The 21,086-nt window shown below is 39.9% G+C and carries 15 protein-coding genes; 10 read left to right on the forward strand and 5 right to left on the reverse strand.

What is annotated here, in order from left to right; genetic code table 11:
- Positions 1-73 precede the first annotated feature (73 nt).
- The 4 genes from MTP24_RS18795 to MTP24_RS18810 are packed head-to-tail and all read right to left on the reverse strand — an operon-like array spanning position 74 to position 4,659.
- A complete protein-coding gene (locus MTP24_RS18795) occupies positions 74-877 on the reverse strand; it encodes a DUF1338 domain-containing protein (RefSeq protein ID WP_243534104.1) in 804 nt (267 codons plus the stop codon).
- 22 nt (positions 878-899) lie between these two features.
- The gene (astD, locus tag MTP24_RS18800) at positions 900-2,366 is read right to left on the reverse strand and encodes a succinylglutamate-semialdehyde dehydrogenase (RefSeq protein ID WP_243534106.1); all 1,467 of its coding nucleotides are present in this window, start codon (positions 2,364-2,366) and stop codon (positions 900-902) included.
- Positions 2,367-2,373: 7 nt separating this feature from the next.
- Positions 2,374-3,408, reverse strand: coding sequence for an arginine N-succinyltransferase (astA, locus tag MTP24_RS18805; protein ID WP_243534108.1), 1,035 nt, complete (start codon positions 3,406-3,408; stop codon positions 2,374-2,376).
- A 45-nt stretch (positions 3,409-3,453) separates the two neighbouring features.
- On the reverse strand, positions 3,454-4,659 hold the full coding sequence (locus MTP24_RS18810; protein ID WP_243534110.1) for an aspartate aminotransferase family protein: 1,206 nt from the start codon (positions 4,657-4,659) through the stop codon (positions 3,454-3,456).
- Between the two features lie 182 nt (positions 4,660-4,841).
- Between MTP24_RS18810 and MTP24_RS18815 the strand changes: the two genes are divergently transcribed.
- Positions 4,842-5,270, forward strand: coding sequence for an Lrp/AsnC family transcriptional regulator (locus MTP24_RS18815; RefSeq protein WP_006791771.1), 429 nt, complete (start codon positions 4,842-4,844; stop codon positions 5,268-5,270).
- A gap of 33 nt (positions 5,271-5,303) precedes the next feature.
- Here MTP24_RS18815 and MTP24_RS18820 read toward each other — a convergent pair whose 3' ends face one another.
- Positions 5,304-6,218: a hypothetical protein gene (locus tag MTP24_RS18820; protein ID WP_243534112.1), complete on the reverse strand. Its 915-nt coding sequence runs from the start codon at positions 6,216-6,218 to the stop codon at positions 5,304-5,306.
- Between the two features lie 388 nt (positions 6,219-6,606).
- Here MTP24_RS18820 and MTP24_RS18825 point away from each other — a divergent pair, with 388 nt between their 5' ends.
- From MTP24_RS18825 to MTP24_RS18865, 9 genes are all read left to right on the forward strand, one after another.
- A complete protein-coding gene (locus MTP24_RS18825; RefSeq protein WP_008127875.1) occupies positions 6,607-6,909 on the forward strand; it encodes an isoamylase early set domain-containing protein in 303 nt (100 codons plus the stop codon).
- 9 nt (positions 6,910-6,918) lie between these two features.
- The gene (gene malQ / locus MTP24_RS18830) at positions 6,919-8,910 is read left to right on the forward strand and encodes a 4-alpha-glucanotransferase (protein ID WP_243534115.1); all 1,992 of its coding nucleotides are present in this window, start codon (positions 6,919-6,921) and stop codon (positions 8,908-8,910) included.
- Positions 8,911-11,148: a 1,4-alpha-glucan branching protein GlgB gene (gene glgB, locus MTP24_RS18835; RefSeq protein WP_243534117.1), complete on the forward strand. Its 2,238-nt coding sequence runs from the start codon at positions 8,911-8,913 to the stop codon at positions 11,146-11,148.
- A complete protein-coding gene (glgX, locus tag MTP24_RS18840) occupies positions 11,141-13,204 on the forward strand; it encodes a glycogen debranching protein GlgX (protein WP_243534120.1) in 2,064 nt (687 codons plus the stop codon). The genes glgB and glgX overlap by 8 nt, the downstream gene beginning before the upstream one ends.
- The gene (locus MTP24_RS18845) at positions 13,197-15,728 is read left to right on the forward strand and encodes a glycogen/starch/alpha-glucan phosphorylase (protein WP_243534121.1); all 2,532 of its coding nucleotides are present in this window, start codon (positions 13,197-13,199) and stop codon (positions 15,726-15,728) included. Before glgX ends, MTP24_RS18845 begins: the two co-directional genes overlap by 8 nt.
- An 18-nt stretch (positions 15,729-15,746) precedes the next feature.
- The gene (glgC, locus tag MTP24_RS18850; protein WP_006791778.1) at positions 15,747-17,048 is read left to right on the forward strand and encodes a glucose-1-phosphate adenylyltransferase; all 1,302 of its coding nucleotides are present in this window, start codon (positions 15,747-15,749) and stop codon (positions 17,046-17,048) included.
- 70 nt (positions 17,049-17,118) lie between these two features.
- Positions 17,119-18,654 (forward strand): glycogen/starch synthase, encoded by a 1,536-nt coding sequence (locus MTP24_RS18855; protein WP_243534123.1) that lies wholly within the window; start codon positions 17,119-17,121, stop codon positions 18,652-18,654.
- Positions 18,655-18,746: 92 nt separating this feature from the next.
- Positions 18,747-19,961, forward strand: a complete 1,215-nt coding sequence (locus MTP24_RS18860; RefSeq protein WP_039037475.1) for an HDOD domain-containing protein — start codon at positions 18,747-18,749, stop codon at positions 19,959-19,961.
- A gap of 15 nt (positions 19,962-19,976) precedes the next feature.
- Positions 19,977-21,062: a DUF418 domain-containing protein gene (locus MTP24_RS18865; RefSeq protein ID WP_243534125.1), complete on the forward strand. Its 1,086-nt coding sequence runs from the start codon at positions 19,977-19,979 to the stop codon at positions 21,060-21,062.
- Positions 21,063-21,086: the final 24 nt, after the last annotated feature.

Here is a 21,086-nt window from a genome sequence, read left to right on the forward strand (position 1 = left end):
GGTATTTTATCTGCATGCTTAAGTTCGTGAGCATAAAAAAAGCCCGTAAGGGCTTTTTTTTGTTTTCATCAAATTAGCGTGCGTTAGTGCTTTCAAATATTTTATCTGCAGACGCTGCAACAAACCCCGTGTAAAGTTCGCCATCGGCTTTCGGGTATCGAATGGCAAATTCATAAAAACAACTAGGGATGCGTAGCTCGCCATCGCTAAAGGTAACGGCGTAATCATCAGCAAGCGTTGATGATTGCTCTAATAGCACTTCTGGTGAGCCTTTTACTTCGCCGCCTGATGTATTAAGCGCAAAGCCTGCATCTTTAAGCGCTTGGTTAACATCGTGAATGTTATCAAACTTGGCAAGCATATTAATATTTACAGTAAAGTGGTTTGCACGGTAGCCCCATGCCGACATCCACGCAGCATATTCGCTTTCTGCTAATAACTGCTTGTAGGTTTCACCGCTTACTTGCCAATGTGTACCTGAATATAAAAAGTTATCAGCCGTTACAGCACTTTCATCAATTTGATTTACCATATCGGTAACAATAGCTTGTAACTCTGGCGAGCACTTTTCTACTAATAACTCAGAGATAAATACTTTAGGTTGCTGAGGATCGCTGTGTTCGTAGTGTTTAGCGTATAGCTTTTTAGCTTCAAAGTGGTATTCGCCGCACTCTGTGTAACCTAACGCTAAAAAGTGTGCTGCTAGTTTTTCAAGGCCTACTTTTTCAATATTGAACGTACGTAGCGCAATATGGTCGTTAATTATGTCGTCTTTTTGGGTTGAACCTAAAAGGTCATGAATTTTATCTGCCGATGGAGTAACGGCTAAATAGTTATCCCATAGGTTTTCAAATAATGTATTTACGTTAGTATGCATGTTAAATCCTTAAAAATGGGTATTATTCTATTACTAAGCCAGGTGCTAAAGTTTGCGGTAAATTCACTTTTTCTGATTCAACCGACGCAACAGGGTAAGCGCAGTAATCTGCAGCATAATAAGCGCTAGCACGGTGATTACCACTTGCACCAATACCACCAAACGGTGCAGCACTAGATGCACCCGTAATAGGGCGGTTCCAATTTACAATGCCAGCACGAATACGCTTTAAAAAGTGGCTGTAATCATCTTCGTTATCGCCAAGTAAGCCTGCTGATAAACCAAAGCTGGTGTTATTAGCCTCTGCTATTGCGCTGTTAAAGTTGTTGTAGCGGTAAACTTTTATAAGCGGGCCAAAGTGTTCTTCATCGGCCATGTTAGCGATATGTGTAACATCAATAATACCTGGGCTTACAAAGCCGGTGCCTGCTTTTAGCTGCTTAAGCTCAACGAGTATTTCGCCGCCGCTTTCAACTAATTCTTTTTGCGCAGCAACCATACCAAGGGCTGCTCTTTCGCTTATCATTGCACCCATAAATGGCTGGTCAGTTGCAAAACTGTCGTCAACAACAATATTTTTAGTCGCGCTAATTAGTTTTTCTAAAATGGCATCGCCATTGGTTGAATTCTCAATAAACACGCGGCGGGCACAAGTACAGCGCTGGCCAGAAGTAATAAAGCCAGACTGAATAATATCGTGCACTGCAGCGTTTACATCGGCTACATCTTTAACTATTAATGGGTTATTACCGCCCATTTCAAGTGCTAATATTTTACCTGGGTGGCCTGCAAACTGTTTATGTAATAAATGGCCGGTGTTTGAGCTGCCGGTAAAAAATAAGCCGTCTATGTCTTTATGTGAAGCAAGTGCTTTACCTGTTTCTACTTCACCTTGCACTAGGTTAATCACACCTGCTGGTAAGCCTGCTTTTAACCAAAGTGATAAAGTAAATTCAGCAACGTGAGGGGTTAGCTCAGACGGTTTAAATACCACGGTGTTACCCGCTAAAATAGCCGGTACGATATGGCCATTAGGTAAATGCCCAGGGAAGTTGTAAGGACCAAATATAGCTACAACACCGTGTGGTTTATGGCGTATAAAGGCTTTAGCACCCGGCATTGGGTTTTCTGTTGTGCCGGTGCGTTCATTATAGGCTTTGATAGAAATGGCTACTTTACCTGTCATAGCGCCTACTTCTGTTCGTGTTTCCCAAAGAGGCTTGCCGGTTTCGCGCGCTATAATGGCTGCAAATTCTTCGCTGTGCTCTTTTAGTTGTGCTACAAAGTTTTCAAGTATGTTTATACGCGATTCAATTGGCGTATCGGCCCACTGTATTTGTGCGGCTCTAGCTGCATTAATTGCAGAATCTACTTGCTCGGCATTTGCGCCATTACCTTGCCAGACAACTTCGCCGTTACTTGGGTTAACAGAGTTAAAAGCGGGGCCTTGGCCTGTATGCCATTGGTTATTTATAAGGTGTGTGTTCATATTTGTTTTACAGGCGGAAAAAACGCGCTGCATCTCCTTGGGATAGATTAAGGGCATCAGCCACTTCTTGGCTTATTACTAATGTGTGCTTAGCGTGGTTATAGTGGGCGTGCTGGGTAAAGGTTGCTCTAAACCCACTTACACCTTGATTGCAAACGGCTAAAGTATCTGAGCTGTGCAGGCTAATATGCTCCAGCTCGCCAATTGTTATAGGGCATACTTGAGACTCACGAACACTGCGAATATTACCAAGCTTAGCTTCTACCGTTGGCCCTGCATCAAACAAATCAACATAGCCACGATGCTCAAAACCTTCTTTTTCGAGCAGTTTGAGCGCCGGTTTAGTTTTGTCATGCACATGGCCAATAACTGCTTGGGCTTTTTTACTGAGTAAGTTGACGTAAATAGGGTATTTAGGCATTAATTCACTAATAAACACTTTATCGCCAAGTCCCACTAAGTGATCAGCCTGAGGAAACTCAATACTAAAAAAGTGCTCTTGCAACCACTGCCAAAACGGTGAGTGACCATCTTCGTCGCTTACGCCGCGCATTTCAGCAATCACGGTATCGGCAAAACGCTCGCTGTGTTGCGCCATAAATAAAAAGCGTGAACGTGATAAAAATCGACCGGTTAAACCTTTGCGGCTGTTTTCGCGCAAAAACAAAGTACATATTTCAGAGCATCCGGTGTAATCGTTACACATGCTTAAAATATCTACGGTGTTATAAACATTAAGTGTAGGCGAGTGGTGTACTGTTTTACCTAAATGGTAATGGTACAGCGGCACCGATAAGCCAACCGCGGCTTCTATGGCGGTTGTGCCAATGACCTCAGCTGTTTCACTGTCTTCTAAAACAAATAGGTAGCTTTCATCTAACGGCTGATTGATATTTTTAGCAAAGCTTTTTTCGGCGCGGTCTATTTTTTCTTTTAATTGCTCATCGTCCACCGGAAGTGATGTAAACCCATGGCCTGACTCGATTGCAATTTGCTTAAGTGCGGCAAAATCTGCAGTGGTAATAGGACGTAATACTTGCATTTATTACTTGCTCCAACAGCGCGCCGTGAGGCGCGCTTAATTAAATTAGCCGTTTACTACGTCGCTTACTGCTTTTTCAAAGCGAGCTAGGCCTTCTTTAATGTCTTCAAATGGAATAACTAAAGAAGGGGTAAAACGAATGACATTCATGCCCGCAACAAGGTTCATTAAACCATTGTTAGCACTGGCAACTAAAAAGTCGCGTGCGCGGCCTTCAAATTTATCGTTTAATACCGCACCAATTAGTAAACCTTTACCACGTACTTCGCTAAATACGTTGTATTTTTCGTTTATTGCGTTTAAGCCATCACGGAATAACTGTTCGCGCTCTTTAACGCCGTTTAGTACATCAGGTGTATTTACGGTATCAAAGGCAGCTTCTGCTACTGCACAGGCAAGTGGGTTGCCACCGTACGTAGAGCCGTGCGTACCTATTTTTAAATGCTCTGCAATAGCAGTGCGTGTGATCATAGCACCTATAGGAAAACCACCACCTAACGCTTTAGCAGTCGTTAAAATATCGGGTACTACACCTAAGCCTTCGTAAGCGTATAAATCGCCAGTGCGGCCAACGCCTGTTTGTACTTCATCAAAAATTAGTAGTGCATTATGTTTAGTACATAATTCGCGTACTTTTTTAGCAAATTCGTCGGTAGGTGAAATAATACCGCCTTCACCTTGAAGTGGCTCCATCATCACGGCACATGTTTTATCACTGATAAGTGCTTCAAATGCTGCAATGTCGTTGTAATCACAATGCATAATGTCACCAGGTTTAGGGCCAAAGCCATCAGAGTAAGCAGCTTGTCCGCCCACCGTTACAGTAAAAAATGTACGACCGTGAAACCCTTTGTTAAAGGCGATTATTTGTGATTTTTCTGCGCCAAACTTATCAAGTGCGAAGCGACGAGCAAGCTTCAGAGCCGCTTCGTTAGCTTCTGCGCCTGAGTTTGCAAAATACACTTTATCAGCAAATGTCGCTTCAACCATTTTTTGTGCTAAACGCAGGGCAGGCTCGTTAGTCATTACATTTGATAAGTGCCAAATTTTCTCACCTTGCTCTTTAAGTGCATTAACAAGCGCCGGGTGACAGTGGCCTAAACAATTAACGGCAATACCACCTGCAAAATCAATAAACTCATTGTCATTTTGATCCCATACACGTGAGCCTTCGCCTCGCACTGGAATAACAGCAGAAGGGTTGTAGTTTGGCACCATTACATCATTAAATAAGTCTCTTGTTACTTGCATTATGTACACCTAAAAATTGTGAATATTGAATAAAGATTAGCAAAATAAAAACGTTAGCGTTTTCTGAGCTAGGTAATTTTTGTTATTAGTGGTCATTATCGAAGGTTATAGGTTAAATTTGCAGTGCTATTTTGTGAAAATTGATTACAATAAAAGTCAAAATAACGAAATCAATAAGCAATATGATAACTCCACAAGATGAAAAGTTACTTTCTGTCCTTAAAACCAACGCTAGAGCGAGTATTTCTGATTTAGCTAGAATTCTTAATTTATCGCGTTCTACAGTGCAAAGTAGGATGCTTAAACTAGAAGAAACGGGTGTTATTAAAGGCTATAGCGTTGATTACGGCGATGCTTTTTTAAGTAAAATGGTATCGGCACATGTGTCAATAAAGGTGATTCAAAAGCTTACTACTAAGACGAATATTGAGCTAAAGCAAATTGATGCGATATCACAGCTTTATGCTATAAGTGGTGAGTTTGACTTAATTGCAGTTGTACAAGCACAAAACTTAGAAAAACTCAGCCATTTACTCGATGATATTGGTAATTTAGATGGTGTGGAACGCACAACTTCTTCGGTTATTTTAGAAACCAAGTTTAAACGTTGATGTACTTCCTATGTAAATTTATGTTTTATTGCACTATGGGAGAGCGCGTTTAACAACCACTTTTTTTGCTTTATCAAGTTTTATAAAGTAGGCATTACCACCAATTCCTTTAAACTCCTCGTCGGTGAATACAATTGTATTATCGTCATAAAAAGTGATGGCTTCTTTTTGCGTAACGATGCCTAAATCTATTTTAGACACATCACCAGAGAAAAACTGATCACCTTTAAAGTTCTCAAATAACCAAATACTGGTAGAGTCGAGTAGTACGAGTTTTTTACGATCTGGGCTTAACGCTGCAGAGGTTATCCAGCACAGTTTTTCCATTGTTGTACAGGTTTTAAAAGATCCTATTAATTGGGCTTTAAAGTTAGCAGCGTGGTCGCCTACTTTGTATAAATTTGTAATGCCATCAAAAGGTTCTGTGCGGTTTTTAGTGAATAAATAAAGGTGGCGACCCAAGGCTACAAACGCTTCTAGATCAAAATTACGATTACTTGGTTTTATTGGATTGCCATCCATTTCAGGGTACGTAAACTTTATTATTTCGGCATTTGTTGTATCGGTTTTAATATCAATTGGATTCTCTATTTTATAAATAGTCAGCCAACGCCTATCATTTTTATTGTTACCAAAATCACCTAAAAAGAAATGACCAAATTTATTTTGAGTCATGTCTTCCCAATCAATGTTTTTAGCATTAGAAACTAAAATTTCTTGCGCAATCGACCCATCTTTATTTAAGCGGTAAAGCTTTGGATCGTCACCCCCATCATTAATTGCCCACAAGCGATCGCGCTTATCAAATTCAATGCCTGATATTTCTTTGAGTTTAGGGTCGAATGAAATTTCCTTTTTACTATATAAGGTGTAGATTGAGGAAATAATAAACACTGCGACAACTAAAAAAATGAATGCCGTAGTTAATAAAATGCTTTTTTTCAACATGAAATTTACGATATTTCAGAGCGTTAAATTGATGTGTATTATCACTGATGTGAATACGTAACAAAAGCAGTTTATTGAGTAAGCTCTCTTTTTACTTCAAACCAAGTCATCAGTGTAATAAAGGTAAGTATTAAATAGTTAAAATCGCTCTAATTGGTTTGAAAATTGCTGTGTACTAAATATGCCATTCTTAATATCTATATTTTATGTTTTACGCACTAATAAAGTGCGATAAAAAAGACTTGTTGCACTGTAATAAAGCGTAAACAAAATTTTGCTTTACTACAGTTAGCTTAAAGTTTGACTGAATACATTCCCACATCGCCAGCTTAAAAATAGGCCCTGTGGCAATAATTAAATACCTTTTACTGTTTAGTTGGAGCCTACTATGTTGCACAAACGATTTTTTAAAACAAAAGATGAAGCGGAAATCACCTTTGAATTTGCTCACCCAGATGCGCAAGAGGTCTGCTTAATTGGCGAGTTTAACAGCTGGCAGCCCGTGCCAATGAAGCTTAATAAAAAACAAGGTGTGTTTAAATGCAAACAACGCCTTCCTCTTGATCAACAATACCACTTTCGGTATTTAATAAATGGCGAATTTTGGGATAACGATCATAAAGCAGACGCTTATGAGGCTAACAGTTTTGGAACTGAAAATAGTATTGTTAATACCCAACGTATTAATTAAGGCCTGTAAATGAACGAACTTTCGCAGTTGTTTTACTTACACGGTATTGGTTATGAGTTTACTAAATACACAGGCGAGCAGATATTTTTCAGTGAAGATACACGTAAGCGTGCCCTGCAATGTTGTGGTGTTGATACCAACAACTATAACAAAATAGCTCAATTAAATTACAAGCTCGATGTAGAGCCTTGGATGCAGCTCTTGCCCAATGTAAGTTTAATTGAGCAAACAGACTTTTATTTAAAAGTGAAAATAGATGACAGACAACTTAGCCAAACTGCATCAGTAAGTGTTGAACAACTGGGAATAAAGTGTGAATTTACTAACCTTTATGATTTAATAATTACAGGTGAATACCACTTTAATGGCGTCCGTTATATTGAAATTGCACTGCCTTTACCTTCAATACCAATAGGGTATTACCACGCAGACATTACAGTAGGTGAACAGCACGCAAGTACTGAGATCTGGTCTGTGCCCGAGCGTGTTTTTCAAGTTGAAGATACAAAAAAAACGGGGGTGTCGGTTCAGTTATATACGCTTAAAAATAATGAAAGATTGGGAATTGGCGACTTTTCAGATTTACTCACGCTAGTTGACTTGTGCTGTGAGCACAATATGGATTACATATTGCTCAATCCTCTGCATTTGTTGTTTTGCGACATGCCTGAGCGTGCAAGCCCATACAGCCCTAATAGTCGAGCGTTACTAAACCCTTTATACATTTCTGTTGATTTGTGCGAAGACAGTAAAAACAATGCTGAATTAGCAAAAATTATGCAAAGTGATGAGGCGACTTCTCTTTTAAATAAAAGCGGACAGTTTATTAATTACGAGGATGTTAGTTGCGTTAAATATAAATTATTTAAAGCACTGTACAACCATTTTGAATTAACAGCCAGTAAGCTTCGTCGTGATGCATTCAATACTTTTTGCGATAAACATCAGCCCACCTTACAAATAATAGATTCACAAACCCCTCTTTTTGATTATTACCTACAATGGCAAGCGCATTTTCAACTTGGTTTATGTCAAGAGCGGTCCAAGAAAGGGGGTATGGCAATAGGTCTGATTAATGATTTAGCTGTTGGGTGCGCTGGCGATGGTGTTGAGTTCAAATCACAACAGTCATTATTTGCCTATAATGCCAGTGTGGGTGCACCGCCTGATCCTTGGGCTGAGGGCGGGCAAGATTGGGGGTTACCGGCTTTAAACCCGCAAAGTTTAGCACACAATAACTACTCATTTTACCGTTCGTTAATTCGTGAAAATATGCAGAATGTAGGCGGGCTAAGAATCGACCATGTTATGGCTATTCGCCGCTTGTGGTGGTGTTTTGAAAATAATGGTCAGCGAGATGGTTGCTATATTTATTACCCCTTTGAACATTTGCTGGCTATTTTGAAAATAGAGTCGCATATTAATCAAAGCATAGTTATAGGTGAAGATTTAGGCATTGTTCCACCAGAAGTAAAGCATGCATTATCAAGTAGTGGCATTTTTTCAAACAGTTTATTTTATTTTGAAAAGCAAAACGATGGTGATTTTTTACCGTTACACAAATTACCCCCTCAGTGCTTATTGATGATTGCAAATCATGATGTACCGCCCTTTACAGGCTGGTGGCAGCACGATGACATAGTTATAAAACAACAATATCACTTAATTGACGACGAACAATCAACGCAAATTACCAACCAGAGAATCGATGAAAAAACGCGATTGCTTCGTTTTATCAATGCTACAGCTAATCTTACATTAACAATACACAGCGATGCTAAGTCGGTTTATCGTGCGCTTAGCCAGTGTTTAGCTGGCTCAGATTCTCGATTGTTTGCACTACAAATAGATGATTTAGATGAACAGCAATATCCGGTGAATATTCCTGGTACAGACAAAGAATATCCAAATTGGCGACGTGTATTAACACATACATGTGAAGAAATTTTTGCAAACAACGCCAGGCTTTTAGCTGCAATCGATTCAATAAGGAAAGGTTAAATGAGCAGTACAGCTTCAAATAGTTCGGCATTACCTAAATCTCAAAGCGCTGACTACGATGCCCAAGTTAATGCACTTAACATAGGGCGATTTAAAGACCCATTTAGCTTTTTAGGTGCACATAAAGTAAGTGAATCAAATATAGAAGTGCGTGTATATTTACCTGATGCCCACCATGTTTCTTTGTCAATTGACAATCAAATAGTCGAAACGCAAAGATATAAGCACAGTGATTTATTTATTGCCCGTGTAAGTCAGTTGCCTACCTCGCCTTATTTATGTACAGCCAAATATAGCGACACTTCGACTACGTTTTTTGATGAATATAGTTTTAACAGTGAGCTTGATACAGATGCCATGTACTTATTTAACGAGGGCAGTTTAGAGCATGCATACTTGCACTTTGGCGCGCACTTTACCAACCAGCAAGATGTAGATGGTGTTCGTTTTTGCTTGTGGGCACCTAATGCAGCCAGCGTTTCAATTGTTGGTGAGTTTAATTTTTGGCAAGCGAATCGACATTTTATGCGTTTTCACCCTGCCAGTGGTGTGTGGGAGTTATTCATTCCCGAGCTTAAAGCAGACATGTGCTACAAATTTTCCATTACAGCGCAAAGTGGTGAGGTAATAGAAAAAGCAGACCCTTACGCTTTTAAAATGCAACAGGCTCCTGGTACCGCGAGTGTTCTTCAATACAAACCAGAGGCAATAGCGTTAAGTGAACAAGCAATAAGCAATAGGCAAAAGCGCAATCATATAGACGCACCAATCAGTATTTATGAGGTGCACTTAGCGTCGTGGCAGCGAGGTGAAGGTAATCGTTATTTAAGTTATACCGAACTTGCCGACAAACTCGTAAGCTACGCGCTTGAAATGAACTTTACCCACTTACAGCTTATGCCCATAAGTGAATATCCGTTTGACGGTTCATGGGGCTATCAGCCTGTTGGGCTGTTTGCTCCAACCAGTCGTTTTGGCGATTACAACAGCTTTAAATATTTTGTAGAGCAATGCCATAAATATAATGTAGGGATTTTACTTGATTGGGTTCCTGGGCATTTCCCAAGTGATCCCCATGGTTTACACCGATTTGATGGTACACACTTGTACGAACATGCCGATATGCGCCAAGGCTTTCATCCAGATTGGAATACTTATATTTATAATTATGACCGTCCAGAAGTTAAGAGCTTTTTGATTTCTAATGCAATGTATTGGCTTCATCAATTTGGCTTAGATGGTTTAAGAGTAGATGCCGTTGCGTCAATGTTGTACTTAGATTACAGCCGTAAAGAAGGTGAGTGGATACCTAATTGCTATGGCGGTCGCGAAAACCTCGGTGCAATTGAATGCCTCAAACAGGTTAATTTACGCAGTTATAAAAACAACCCTGGCATTATGATGGTGGCAGAAGAGTCGACTGCTTGGCCAGGTGTTACGCAGAGTGTTGAGCATAATGGCCTAGGCTTTGGCTATAAATGGAATATGGGGTGGATGAACGATAGCTTGTTGTATATGCAACGCGATCCACTTTATAAGCAACATCACCATCACGAAATCACGTTTTCGATGGTATATGCATTTAGTGAAAACTTTATTTTACCGCTGAGTCACGATGAAGTTGTTCATGGGAAAGGCGCGCTAATTGAAAAGATGCCGGGCGATGATTGGCAAAAATTCGCAAATTTACGTGCTTATTATGCATTTATGTGGGCACACCCAGGTAAAAAGTTGTTATTTATGGGGGGGGAAATAGCTCAACGTGCTGAGTGGGGGCATGATCATTCTATTGATTGGCATTTATTACAACATGAAAGCCATAAAGGTATAAAGCAGACAGTAAAAACGTTAAATGAGGTTTATAAAAATCAACCCGCGCTGTATGAACTTGACTCAAGTGCCGCAGGATTTGATTGGATTGACAACAATAATAACGAGCAAAGCATTTTAAGCTTTGTACGTTATGCTAAAAATGCCCAGGACTTTGTAGTGGTGATTGCCAACTTTACGCCAATTTCATATCAAGAATATACCTTAGGCGTTCCGAGCAAAGGCGTTTATAAAGTAATAATAAATACGGATGAAAGCGAATTTTTTGGCTCGGGTATTAAAGTATCGCAAAACCAATCAAATACTGTTGTCACTAACGACAATCCTCAACATGGTTTTAACCAAAGCATCACTATTGCTATGGGTGGCTTAACAACAATTTATTTGCAAAAGGTACAAGATGAGTAATCAATTTGAAGTAACTCACGGCCTTGTTGAGCCTCTTGGCTCGAGCTTGCATTTAAATGGTGTTAATTTTTCATTGTACGCGCCAAAAGCGACACAAGCGTATGTGTGTTTATTTGATAAAAGTGGCCACTCTGAAATACTAAAAGTGGCTATGAATATAAATGAAGGTGGTATTTGGAGTATCCATATTGCACCGCTTAATACTGGGGCACTTTATGGGTTCAGGGTTGAGGGCGAATATAATCCTGATACTGGCTCGCTATTTAATGAACATAAATTATTAATTGACCCTTACGCAAAAGATTTATTTGGTGAGTTTACATGGAGTGAACGCCATTATGGACAAATGCCAATAGGCACCAAAAGTACCGTTAACAATGCCATTGATATACCAAAATCAAAAGTGTCATCAATTGATTCGTATGAACATCAAAAACCGAATCACAGATGGTCTAAAACAGTCATTTATGAGTGTCATGTAAAAGGGACTACGTGTCGTCATCCTAAAATACCTAAGGCGCTGCAAGGCAAATTTTTAGGATTGAGTCACCCGCATTTTATTGACCATATAAAAAGTTTTGGTGTAACAGCAATAGAGTTACTCCCTGTGCATGCCTTTATTAGCGAGCAATTTTTAACAGGCAAAGGCCTACAAAATTATTGGGGATACAACACGCTTAACTTTTTCACTCCTCACAAAGACTATTTGGTAAACGACGATATTAACGAGTTTAAACAGATGGTTAAGGAGCTTCATGCTGCAGATATTGAAGTTATTTTAGATGTTGTTTACAACCATACAGCTGAAGCGGGTAATGATGGCCCCATATTGTCATTGCGCGGCTTAGACAACCTTGCTTATTACCGCACAGCAGAAGCACAACCTAATGTATACATAAATGATACGGGGTGTGGCAATACCATTAATATAGATCACCCAAAAACCTTGCAGCTCGTACTCGATAGCCTGCGATATTGGGTTGAAGTAATGGGTGTCGATGGTTTTAGATTTGATTTAGCAACAATACTGGGCCGCTCAAAGGCTGGGTTTAGTTCAGCGCATACTTTTTTACAAACTATTGCTCAAGACCCTGTTTTAAACAAGGTAAAATTAATTAGTGAGCCATGGGATATTGGCCCTGGTGGGTATCAACTAGGGGCTTTTCCTCCACCTTGGCGAGAGTGGAATGACCAATATCGAGATGTAATTCGTCGTTTTTGGAAAGGCGATGAAGGGATTATAGCCAACGTGGCTAAACGCTTACATGGCTCGTTTGATATATTTGAGCATAGCCATCGAGGCCCATTAAATAGTATTAATTTTATAACCAGCCATGATGGATTTACGCTTGCAGATTTAGTGAGTTACGAGCATAAACACAATGAAGCTAATGGCGAGAATAACAGAGATGGCCACAGTGCAAATCACTCATTTAACTGCGGGGCTGAAGGATTTAGCAATGATGAAAAAATAGCCACACTAAGATTACAACAGCAAAAAAACTTTTTACTCACATTAATCCTTTCTAAAGGCGTGCCTATGATTGCTGCTGGCAGCGAAATGGCACATTCTCAAGGGGGTAATAACAATGCTTATTGTCAAAATAATCGCACGAGTTGGCTTGCATGGAAAGACTCACAACTTAATCATTCTTTAACGCGTTTTATAGACGATGCCCTTAAAATTAGACGTGCACATAGTGCGTTTAAACATAGTGTATTTTTAGACGATATAGACGAGCGCTTTACTGTTAAATGGTTTATCGAAACAGGTGACACTATGACAGATTCGCATTGGCATGAAGAGTCCAGACAATTCTTAATGTACAGCTTACTTGATAAGCAAAATAAACACGCATTACTTATTGTATACAATGCTAATAAAAAATCAGTCAGTTGTCAGTTGCCTCCATCACCTATTAATGCGCAGTGGCAAATGGTTTTATCAAGTGTAAATAATGCATCTTTAACAACTCACCAAGATGCACCCGTTGAAATTTCTGCACAAAGTAGTTGGGTTTTTAGTGCTAACTTAGAGGACGTAGCTAATGGCTAAGCAAGTTGAACAAGTATGTGTTGTAAAGGGGTGGCAAGAAGGCCCAGTAATAGACGAAAGCACCTTAAAAGATGATTTAACGCGCCATTTTTATTACACCCTAGGGCGAGACAAAGTCGGTGAGTCACAGCTGTATTTGTACCATGCATTAGCATTGACGATCCGCGATCGTTTAGTGGCACGGTGTCGGGAAACGAATCAAAAAATCAAACAGCAAAAAAGCAGAAAAACCAGTTACCTTTCACTTGAGTTTTTAATGGGGCGTGCTCTGGGAAATGCGGTATTAAATCTTGATTTAGAGGATCAAGTGTCATCGGCACTACAAGAATATTGTACCGAAATTGAAACAGTTGAAGACGCAGAGCACGATGCAGGCCTTGGTAATGGTGGCTTAGGACGCTTAGCTGCGTGTTTTTTAGATAGTTGTGCAAGTTTAGCTTTACCCGTTGTGGGTTACGGCATTAGATACGAATACGGAATGTTCAACCAATCAATTAATGATGGTAATCAAATAGAGCAACCCGATAATTGGCTTCGTGAGGGTCACCCTTGGGAGCTAAGTGCTCCCGAGCATTCTAAGCGCATTAAGTTCGGTGGTTATGTAAATAGTTATACTGATAAACAAGGTAGGGAACACCGCCAGTGGGTTAGTAGCCATGACGTGTTAGCTGTGCCTTACGATGTGCCCATTCCTGGTTATAAAAACAATATTGTAAACACGCTACGCTTATGGAAATCAGAAGCGACCGACGAATTTAACCTAACTGAATTTAACGCGGGTAGTTATTCAGAAGCCGTTGCACAAAAAAACTTAGCCGAACAAATCACTATGGTACTTTACCCTAACGACAGCAGTGAAAATGGTAAAGAGCTACGACTACGCCAACAATACTTTTTATCATCAGCGAGTATTCAAGACATTGTTGATCAGTGGGTGAGTGACCATGGTGAAAGCTTTACTGATTTTGCCGATTACCATGTTTTTCAATTAAACGATACTCATCCAAGTATTGCAGTGGCAGAGCTTATGCGAGTGTTAGTTGATGATTACGAGCTCGACTGGGATGATGCATGGCAAATAACAATAAAAACAATGGCCTACACAAACCATACATTATTGCCAGAGGCGTTAGAGAAATGGTCAGTTTCATTATTTTCAAAATTGTTACCCCGTATTTTAGAAATAGTATTTGAGATAAACGCACGTTTTCTAGCCGAAGTTGCACAGCATTGGCCTGGTGATGTTGATAAACAGCGAGAGCTATCGCTAATAGAGGAAGGTGGCGAACCGCAAATTCGCATGGCTTATTTAGCCATTGTAGGCAGCTATTCAGTTAATGGTGTTGCTGCACTGCATACAGAGCTATTAAAAGCGGGTTTATTTAAAGAGTTTTATACACTTTGGCCTAACAAGTTTAATAACAAAACCAATGGGGTTACACCTCGCCGTTGGCTTGCCCATTGTAACCCTACATTGAGTGAATTGATTAGTGAGAAAATAGGCACCGATTGGGTACGTGACTTTGCTCAAATAAACCAGCTACGTCGTTTTTATGATGACACATCATTTCAAGCACAGTGGCAAAAAGCCAAAGTAACAAACAAACAACGTTTAGTTGATTTAGTGAAAGAGCGCTGTGGTGTAGAGTTTGATGTATCCATGATGTTTGATGTACAAGTTAAACGGATTCATGAATACAAGCGTCAGTTACTAAATATACTCCATGTTATCCATTTATATGACCGCATTCGCCGTGGTGATACACAAGGGTTAGTGCCTCGTTGTGTTTTACTAGGTGGTAAGGCTGCACCGGGTTACTACATGGCTAAAAAAACAATTAAGCTAATCAATAATGTGGCAGATGTGATCAATAAAGATCCCCTCGCGTCGTCGTATTTACGCGTGGCTTTTTTACCTAATTACAATGTGACAGCCATGGAAGTTATTTGTCCAGCTACTGATTTGTCTGAGCAAGTTTCAACTGCCGGTAAAGAAGCTTCAGGCACCGGTAATATGAAGTTCATGATGAATGGTGCATTAACTATTGGCACGTTAGATGGCGCCAATATCGAAATTAGAGATGCCGTTGGTGCCGATAATTTCTTCTTATTTGGTGCAGAGGCACATCAGATTGATGATATTAAGTCGCGTTATAACCCCGCACATTTAATTGAGCAAAATAGCGACTTAGCCAATGTTATGCACTTGCTAGAAAGCGGGCACTTTAATTTATTTGAACCTTGCCTATTTGACGATGTAATTAATGCAATTAAGAGCCCACACGATCCATGGCTTGTTGCACATGATTTCGAAAGCTACGTATCTGCACAAAAACAAGTAGATAAAGCCTATGCTGATCAAGCTTATTGGACGCAAATGAGTATTTTAAATACCGCTGCCAGTGGCATATTTTCAAGTGATAGGACCATAAGCCAATACAGTGACGACATTTGGCATTTAACCCCACTCAATACTAGTGACACTGACTCAACGACAACTACCAGTAAAGCCACTAAAAGCTAGATAAATGGAGAGAATAGTATGCCTAATTATGCAAATCGCTACATAAGTAGCCTAACTAGAGAAACGTATGCGTTAATACTGGCTGGTGGTCGTGGTTCTCGCCTGCACGAATTGACCGACTGGCGTGCAAAACCAGCCGTTTACTTTGGTGGTAAACACAGAATTATTGATTTTCCTTTGTCTAACTGTATCAACTCGGGTGTTAGGCGTGTGGGTATAGCAACACAGTATAAATCTCACTCACTTATTCGCCACGTAAATCGAGCTTGGGGGCACTTTAAAAAGGAATTAGGTGAATCGGTTGAAATATTACCTGCATCACAACGCCATGGTGATGAATGGTATTGCGGCACCGCCGATGCTGTTTTTCAAAATATGGATATTATTCGTCATGAGTTACCTAAATATGTAATGATTTTATCAGGCGACCACGTTTATCGTATGGATTACGGTGCATTGCTTGCTGAACATGTTCAAAAAGGGGCCGATATGACCGTGTGTTGTATCGAAGTACCTGTTGAAGAAGCTGCAGATACCTTTGGTGTAATGACAGTAGATGAAGAAAGCCGTGTTTGTCGTTTTGATGAAAAGCCAGCTATGCCAAGCTCAGTGCCAGGCAAGCCGGGTACATGTTTAGCATCCATGGGTAACTACATATTTAATACTGAGTTTTTATTTGAGCAACTAAAGAAAGATGCTGAAAATGAAGGGTCAGGACGTGATTTTGGGCATGACATAATCCCCGCTATTATTGAAGAGCATAACGTTTTTGCATTCCCATTTAGAGACCCTCAACAGGAAGGTCAGCCATATTGGCGCGATGTAGGAACACTCGACTCATTTTGGGAGGCTAACATGGAGCTTGTTATGCCTGAGCCTCAACTTGATCTGTACGACCCAGCGTGGCCAATTTGGACATACCAAGAGCAATTACCCCCAGCTAAATTTATATTTGATGATGACGACAGGCGAGGAATGGCCCTTGACTCTACAGTTTCTGGAGGGTGTATTATTTCGGGTTCGGCAGTAAGAAAATCATTGTTATTTTCTAACGTGCATGTGCGCTCGTTTTGTGAAATTGAACAATCGGTTATTTTACCGGGTGCTATTATTAACCGCGGTTGTAAAATTAAACGTGCAATAATAGACAGAAGTTGTGAAATACCTGCAGGGCTTGAAATAGGTTTTGACCGTAAAACAGATGAAGAAAATGGTTTTAGGGTATCAAAAAAAGGCATTGTACTTGTTACCCGCGACATGCTTAGTGAACTTGCTAAAAAGTTAGAGCGTCAAACACAAGAAAATAAGAAACTAGCTTAATACAGAGTTAGGCAAAACAAGCTTGCCCTAAAGCGGGTGAGCTTATTAAAACAAAGGAAGTAGTAAATTAATGCATGTATTAATGGTTGCAGCAGAGAACGATGCGTTACCTAGCGCTAAAGTAGGCGGTGTAGCAGATGTAGTCCGTGATGCCCCGAAGGCTCTTGCGAAGCATGGCGTATCGGTTGATGTAGTGATCCCAGATTATGGATTTGAGCCATTAAATAGGCATTACATAGGTGAAGTAACCGTGGCGTTTAATGCTCAATCTCATGTAATGACCTTGTTTAAAGTGGATCAAACAAAAAATAACATAACTCAAATTGTAATAAGCCACCCAATGTTTAGTGATTCAGGTAGTGTTTATTGTAATGATGCACCGGGTAGGCCATTTGCAACGGATGCAACAAAGTTTGCGCTATTTAATGCGGCTCTTTGCGAAGCATTATTGCAAGGGCTACTTAAACGCCCTAGTACGCTGCATTTACATGACTGGCATAGCGCATGCGTTGCTGTATTACTCAAGTTTGAGCCGCGTTACAGTGCTTTACACGATATACATTTAGCGTACACAGTGCACAATTTAGCACTACAAGGAATAAGGCCTTTTAAGCACGATGAATCGAGCTTAGAAGCTTGGTTTCCATCATTAAGTTACAACGGGCAACACTTGTGCGATCCAAGGTATGCAAATTGTTTTAACCCAATGCGAAGCGCCATTAATTTAGCAGACAAAATTCATTTAGTGTCGCCTACCTACAGCCAAGAAGTGCTTAAACCCAGTAATTACAATGATGGCTTTTTTGGTGGTGAGGGGCTTGAACAAGACCTACAAAATGCAGCCAATCAAGGTAAAGTGGTCGGCATTTTGAATGGCTGTGAATACCCTGCATTGGAAGTTGCAAATGCAGTTATGGACGAGTTGTACAACGAGGCAGAAAAAAGCTTATTTGCTTGGATGAGCAACAGCGAACAGCTTGAAAGCGTTCACTACATTGCGCACCAACGATTAAAGCAATTTAAAGCGACACCCAATAATGGGCCAATTGTTACAAGCGTAGGTAGACTCACAGAACAAAAAGTATTGTTATTATGTCAGCCATTAAATGGTGAACTTGCGATAGACGCAGTATGTAATAGTATTAATGAACAGGGTGGGCGTTTAATCATATTAGGCTCTGGCGATAAAGCGCTAGAAGCATTGTTTACAAAAGCTATGGCACGTAACGAAAATTTACTATTTTTAAAAGGTTATGCGCAAAGAGTAGGTGATTTAATGTATCAATTAGGTGATTTATTTTTAATGCCTAGTTCGTTTGAGCCTTGCGGAATAAGCCAAATGCTGGCAATGCGCGCAGGCCAACCTTGTTTGGTACATAGTGTTGGCGGATTAAAAGATACGGTAAAACACAATAAAAATGGGTTTAGTTTTAATGGTGCAACATTACGTGAGCAAACACATACTTTGCTTTCATGCTTAACCGAAACGCTAGCATTTTATAAACAACATCCCAAAAAATGGCAGCAAATAAAATCTAATGCTAAAGCAGTACGCTTTTCGTGGTCCCAGGTTGCAAGTGATTACATTTCAACCTTGTACCGATAAAGTTTGTTTAATTTAGCTTAAGCGCAGTGACATTTTAGATTATTTACGCTATTAATAACTTGGTATTAATGGAATTAAATAAAGTAGGTAAAGTGTCTGTATTTGTTGCAAGGCAAGCAATTTTCAATCGGCGTCAAAAAGTAGTTGCTTACGAGCTACTTTTTAGGGACAGTCCTAAAAACTTTTTTCCTGATATAGCCGAAGGGCAGGCAACTGCACGGCTTATTATGGAAAATCAACTTAATTTGGGCACACGCCATATCACCTCTGGTAAAAAAGCGCTCATCAACATTGGGCCTGAATCTTTAGAGCTTGACCTGTGTGCCTTTTTACCGTGCCAAGATGTCGTAATAGAGCTTCTTGAAAGCATAGAGCCCACTGATACAAATTACGAGTTATGCCGAGAGCTCTTTCATAGTAATTTTAATTTAGCCCTTGATGACTTTGTATATAAACCGCAATGGGATCGCTTTTTAAAGCTGGTTAAACTCATAAAATTTGATATAACCATAACCCCATTAAACGATATTCACCCTATTATAAAAAAGCTCAAAGATCACAAACAAATTAAGTTACTCGCAGAAAAAATAGAAACTCAGGAAGAATACGAAGTTGCCGCTGGCATGGGCTTTGATTACTTTCAAGGTTACTTTTTTGCAAAACCCACCATGATGAAGCACAACGACATTGATTATAACTACGGGTTAGTCGTTGCAATATATGCTGAAATAATGGGCCCCAATCCAGATTTAACCAAAATAGCAGCGTTGTTTGAATTGGATGCCGCACTGGCTTATAAATTACTACGTTTAATTAACAGCGGCGTATTTCCCATACAAAGTAAAATAGCCTCCTTAAAGCAAGCGCTGGTTTATTTGGGCCAGGAGCGGTTAAAAAAGTTTGTTAGTTTAATTGTGACCGCTCACACCGCTGGTAAAAAGCCTGCAGAGCTAATGCAAGTGTGCGTCGTCCGAGCGCGCTTTTGTGAATTGATTGCTAAAAAAGTGGCCAAGCATCAGTCAGGAGAGGCGTTTTTAACCGGCTTGTTTTCGCTTCTTGACGCTATATTAGATCAACCAATGAGCTTGCTTGTTGAAAAATTACCTTTTCAGGATGAGATAAAAGCAGCCTTGCTCGAAGAAAAAAACACACTGTATTACATTTTAAAAGTTGTTAAAGCATACGAAACCGGCAGCTGGTGGGCACTCGAACAAGCTGTTATATTTTTAAATATACAAAGTGATATACTACCAGAGCTTTACCAGAAGTCGGTTGACTGGGCCGACAGCTATAAAAATAATATTTAACGGAAAACAGCTTTAATGCGTAATTATAATATGGACTTTATTCGCGGCATTGCCGTGCTTGGCTTAGTGTTTATGAATGGCTATGCCTTTGGTTTTATGGAATTTGGTTATGTGCCTTTAATTACCCCCCCTGTAAGCGACACCATCATTGAATATTTTAATATACTGTTTATAGAAGGCCGATTTAGAACGCTGTTTAGCTTACTTTTTGGCGCAGGTTTGTATATTCAATGGCAGCGTTTTAAATCATCTGTGCAAATAAAAAGTAGATTATATTGGCTCATAATTTTTGGTCTAATACATGGTTTTTTACTTTGGGCTGGTGATATTTTGTTTGTTTATGGAGTGTCTGGCTGGTTTATTATTAAATATTTAGACACCGACAACCCAAAGCTATTGCAAAGAGGGCTCGAGTTTACTGGGCTCTCGGCGGTGGTTACGTTTTTAGTGTTGTTCACTATTCCTGACGATCAGAGCTTTCGTGACTCTGCCAAGTTTATTGAGTTATTTAGCCCTCATTACAGTGATTACTTTAATGAAAATCTTTTTATAAATATCGTTATGCTAGTAACAGTACCGTTAATGACGATGTGGATGTGCGTTGGCATCATGCTAATTGGCATTTACGCGTATAAAGAGGGAATATTTAACAAAGGTCTATCAAATCAGCAGTTGTGGGTGTGTGGCTTAGGTGTACTTATATTTTGTAGTATACGACTAAGCACATCAACGCTTACTGGTGGTTTGGGTATGAGTTTACAAGAAATTTCTAACATGTTCGCTGCTCTGTGTATGGCTGGGCTTTATATTCATGTAATTGTTAAGTTTTGTAATAATAGCCCACAGTTTGGCAAACTAATACAGCAGGCGGGTCGCATGGCATTCACACTGTATATAAGCCAAACCGTCATGCAATTACTTATTTATAGAGTGTTATTTCCAGAGTGGATACTTAGCTTTAATAGAATAGATTACTGGTTAGTTGCTGCCAGCTTAGTTGTTGTGCAGTTATTATTTACGTTATTTTATAGTCGTTATTTTAAACAAGGGCCGCTTGAAGTGCTGTGGCGCAAATTAACCGACATTAAATCGGCGGCATAACTCGCATTTTTAGGTGGTTTGGGT

It is taken from the genome of Pseudoalteromonas sp. APM04 (assembly GCF_022809815.1).
Taxonomy (GTDB): Bacteria; Pseudomonadota; Gammaproteobacteria; order Enterobacterales; family Alteromonadaceae; genus Pseudoalteromonas; species Pseudoalteromonas marina.

What these genes read in the sequence shown, in the direction of transcription:
- MTP24_RS18855 (WP_243534123.1), top strand. Translation starts at nt 17,119, where the DNA reads ATGCATGTATTAATGGTTGCAGCAGAGAACGATGCGTTACCTAGCGCT.
- MTP24_RS18865 (WP_243534125.1), top strand. Translation starts at nt 19,977, where the DNA reads ATGCGTAATTATAATATGGACTTTATTCGCGGCATTGCCGTGCTTGGC.
- MTP24_RS18795 (WP_243534104.1), bottom strand. Translation starts at nt 877, where the DNA reads ATGCATACTAACGTAAATACATTATTTGAAAACCTATGGGATAACTAT.
- MTP24_RS18820 (WP_243534112.1), bottom strand. Translation starts at nt 6,218, where the DNA reads ATGTTGAAAAAAAGCATTTTATTAACTACGGCATTCATTTTTTTAGTT.
- glgC (WP_006791778.1), top strand. Translation starts at nt 15,747, where the DNA reads ATGCCTAATTATGCAAATCGCTACATAAGTAGCCTAACTAGAGAAACG.
- malQ (WP_243534115.1), top strand. Translation starts at nt 6,919, where the DNA reads ATGAACGAACTTTCGCAGTTGTTTTACTTACACGGTATTGGTTATGAG.
- glgB (WP_243534117.1), top strand. Translation starts at nt 8,911, where the DNA reads ATGAGCAGTACAGCTTCAAATAGTTCGGCATTACCTAAATCTCAAAGC.
- MTP24_RS18845 (WP_243534121.1), top strand. Translation starts at nt 13,197, where the DNA reads ATGGCTAAGCAAGTTGAACAAGTATGTGTTGTAAAGGGGTGGCAAGAA.
- MTP24_RS18810 (WP_243534110.1), bottom strand. Translation starts at nt 4,659, where the DNA reads ATGCAAGTAACAAGAGACTTATTTAATGATGTAATGGTGCCAAACTAC.
- astA (WP_243534108.1), bottom strand. Translation starts at nt 3,408, where the DNA reads ATGCAAGTATTACGTCCTATTACCACTGCAGATTTTGCCGCACTTAAG.
- astD (WP_243534106.1), bottom strand. Translation starts at nt 2,366, where the DNA reads ATGAACACACACCTTATAAATAACCAATGGCATACAGGCCAAGGCCCC.
- glgX (WP_243534120.1), top strand. Translation starts at nt 11,141, where the DNA reads ATGAGTAATCAATTTGAAGTAACTCACGGCCTTGTTGAGCCTCTTGGC.
- MTP24_RS18815 (WP_006791771.1), top strand. Translation starts at nt 4,842, where the DNA reads ATGATAACTCCACAAGATGAAAAGTTACTTTCTGTCCTTAAAACCAAC.
- MTP24_RS18825 (WP_008127875.1), top strand. Translation starts at nt 6,607, where the DNA reads ATGTTGCACAAACGATTTTTTAAAACAAAAGATGAAGCGGAAATCACC.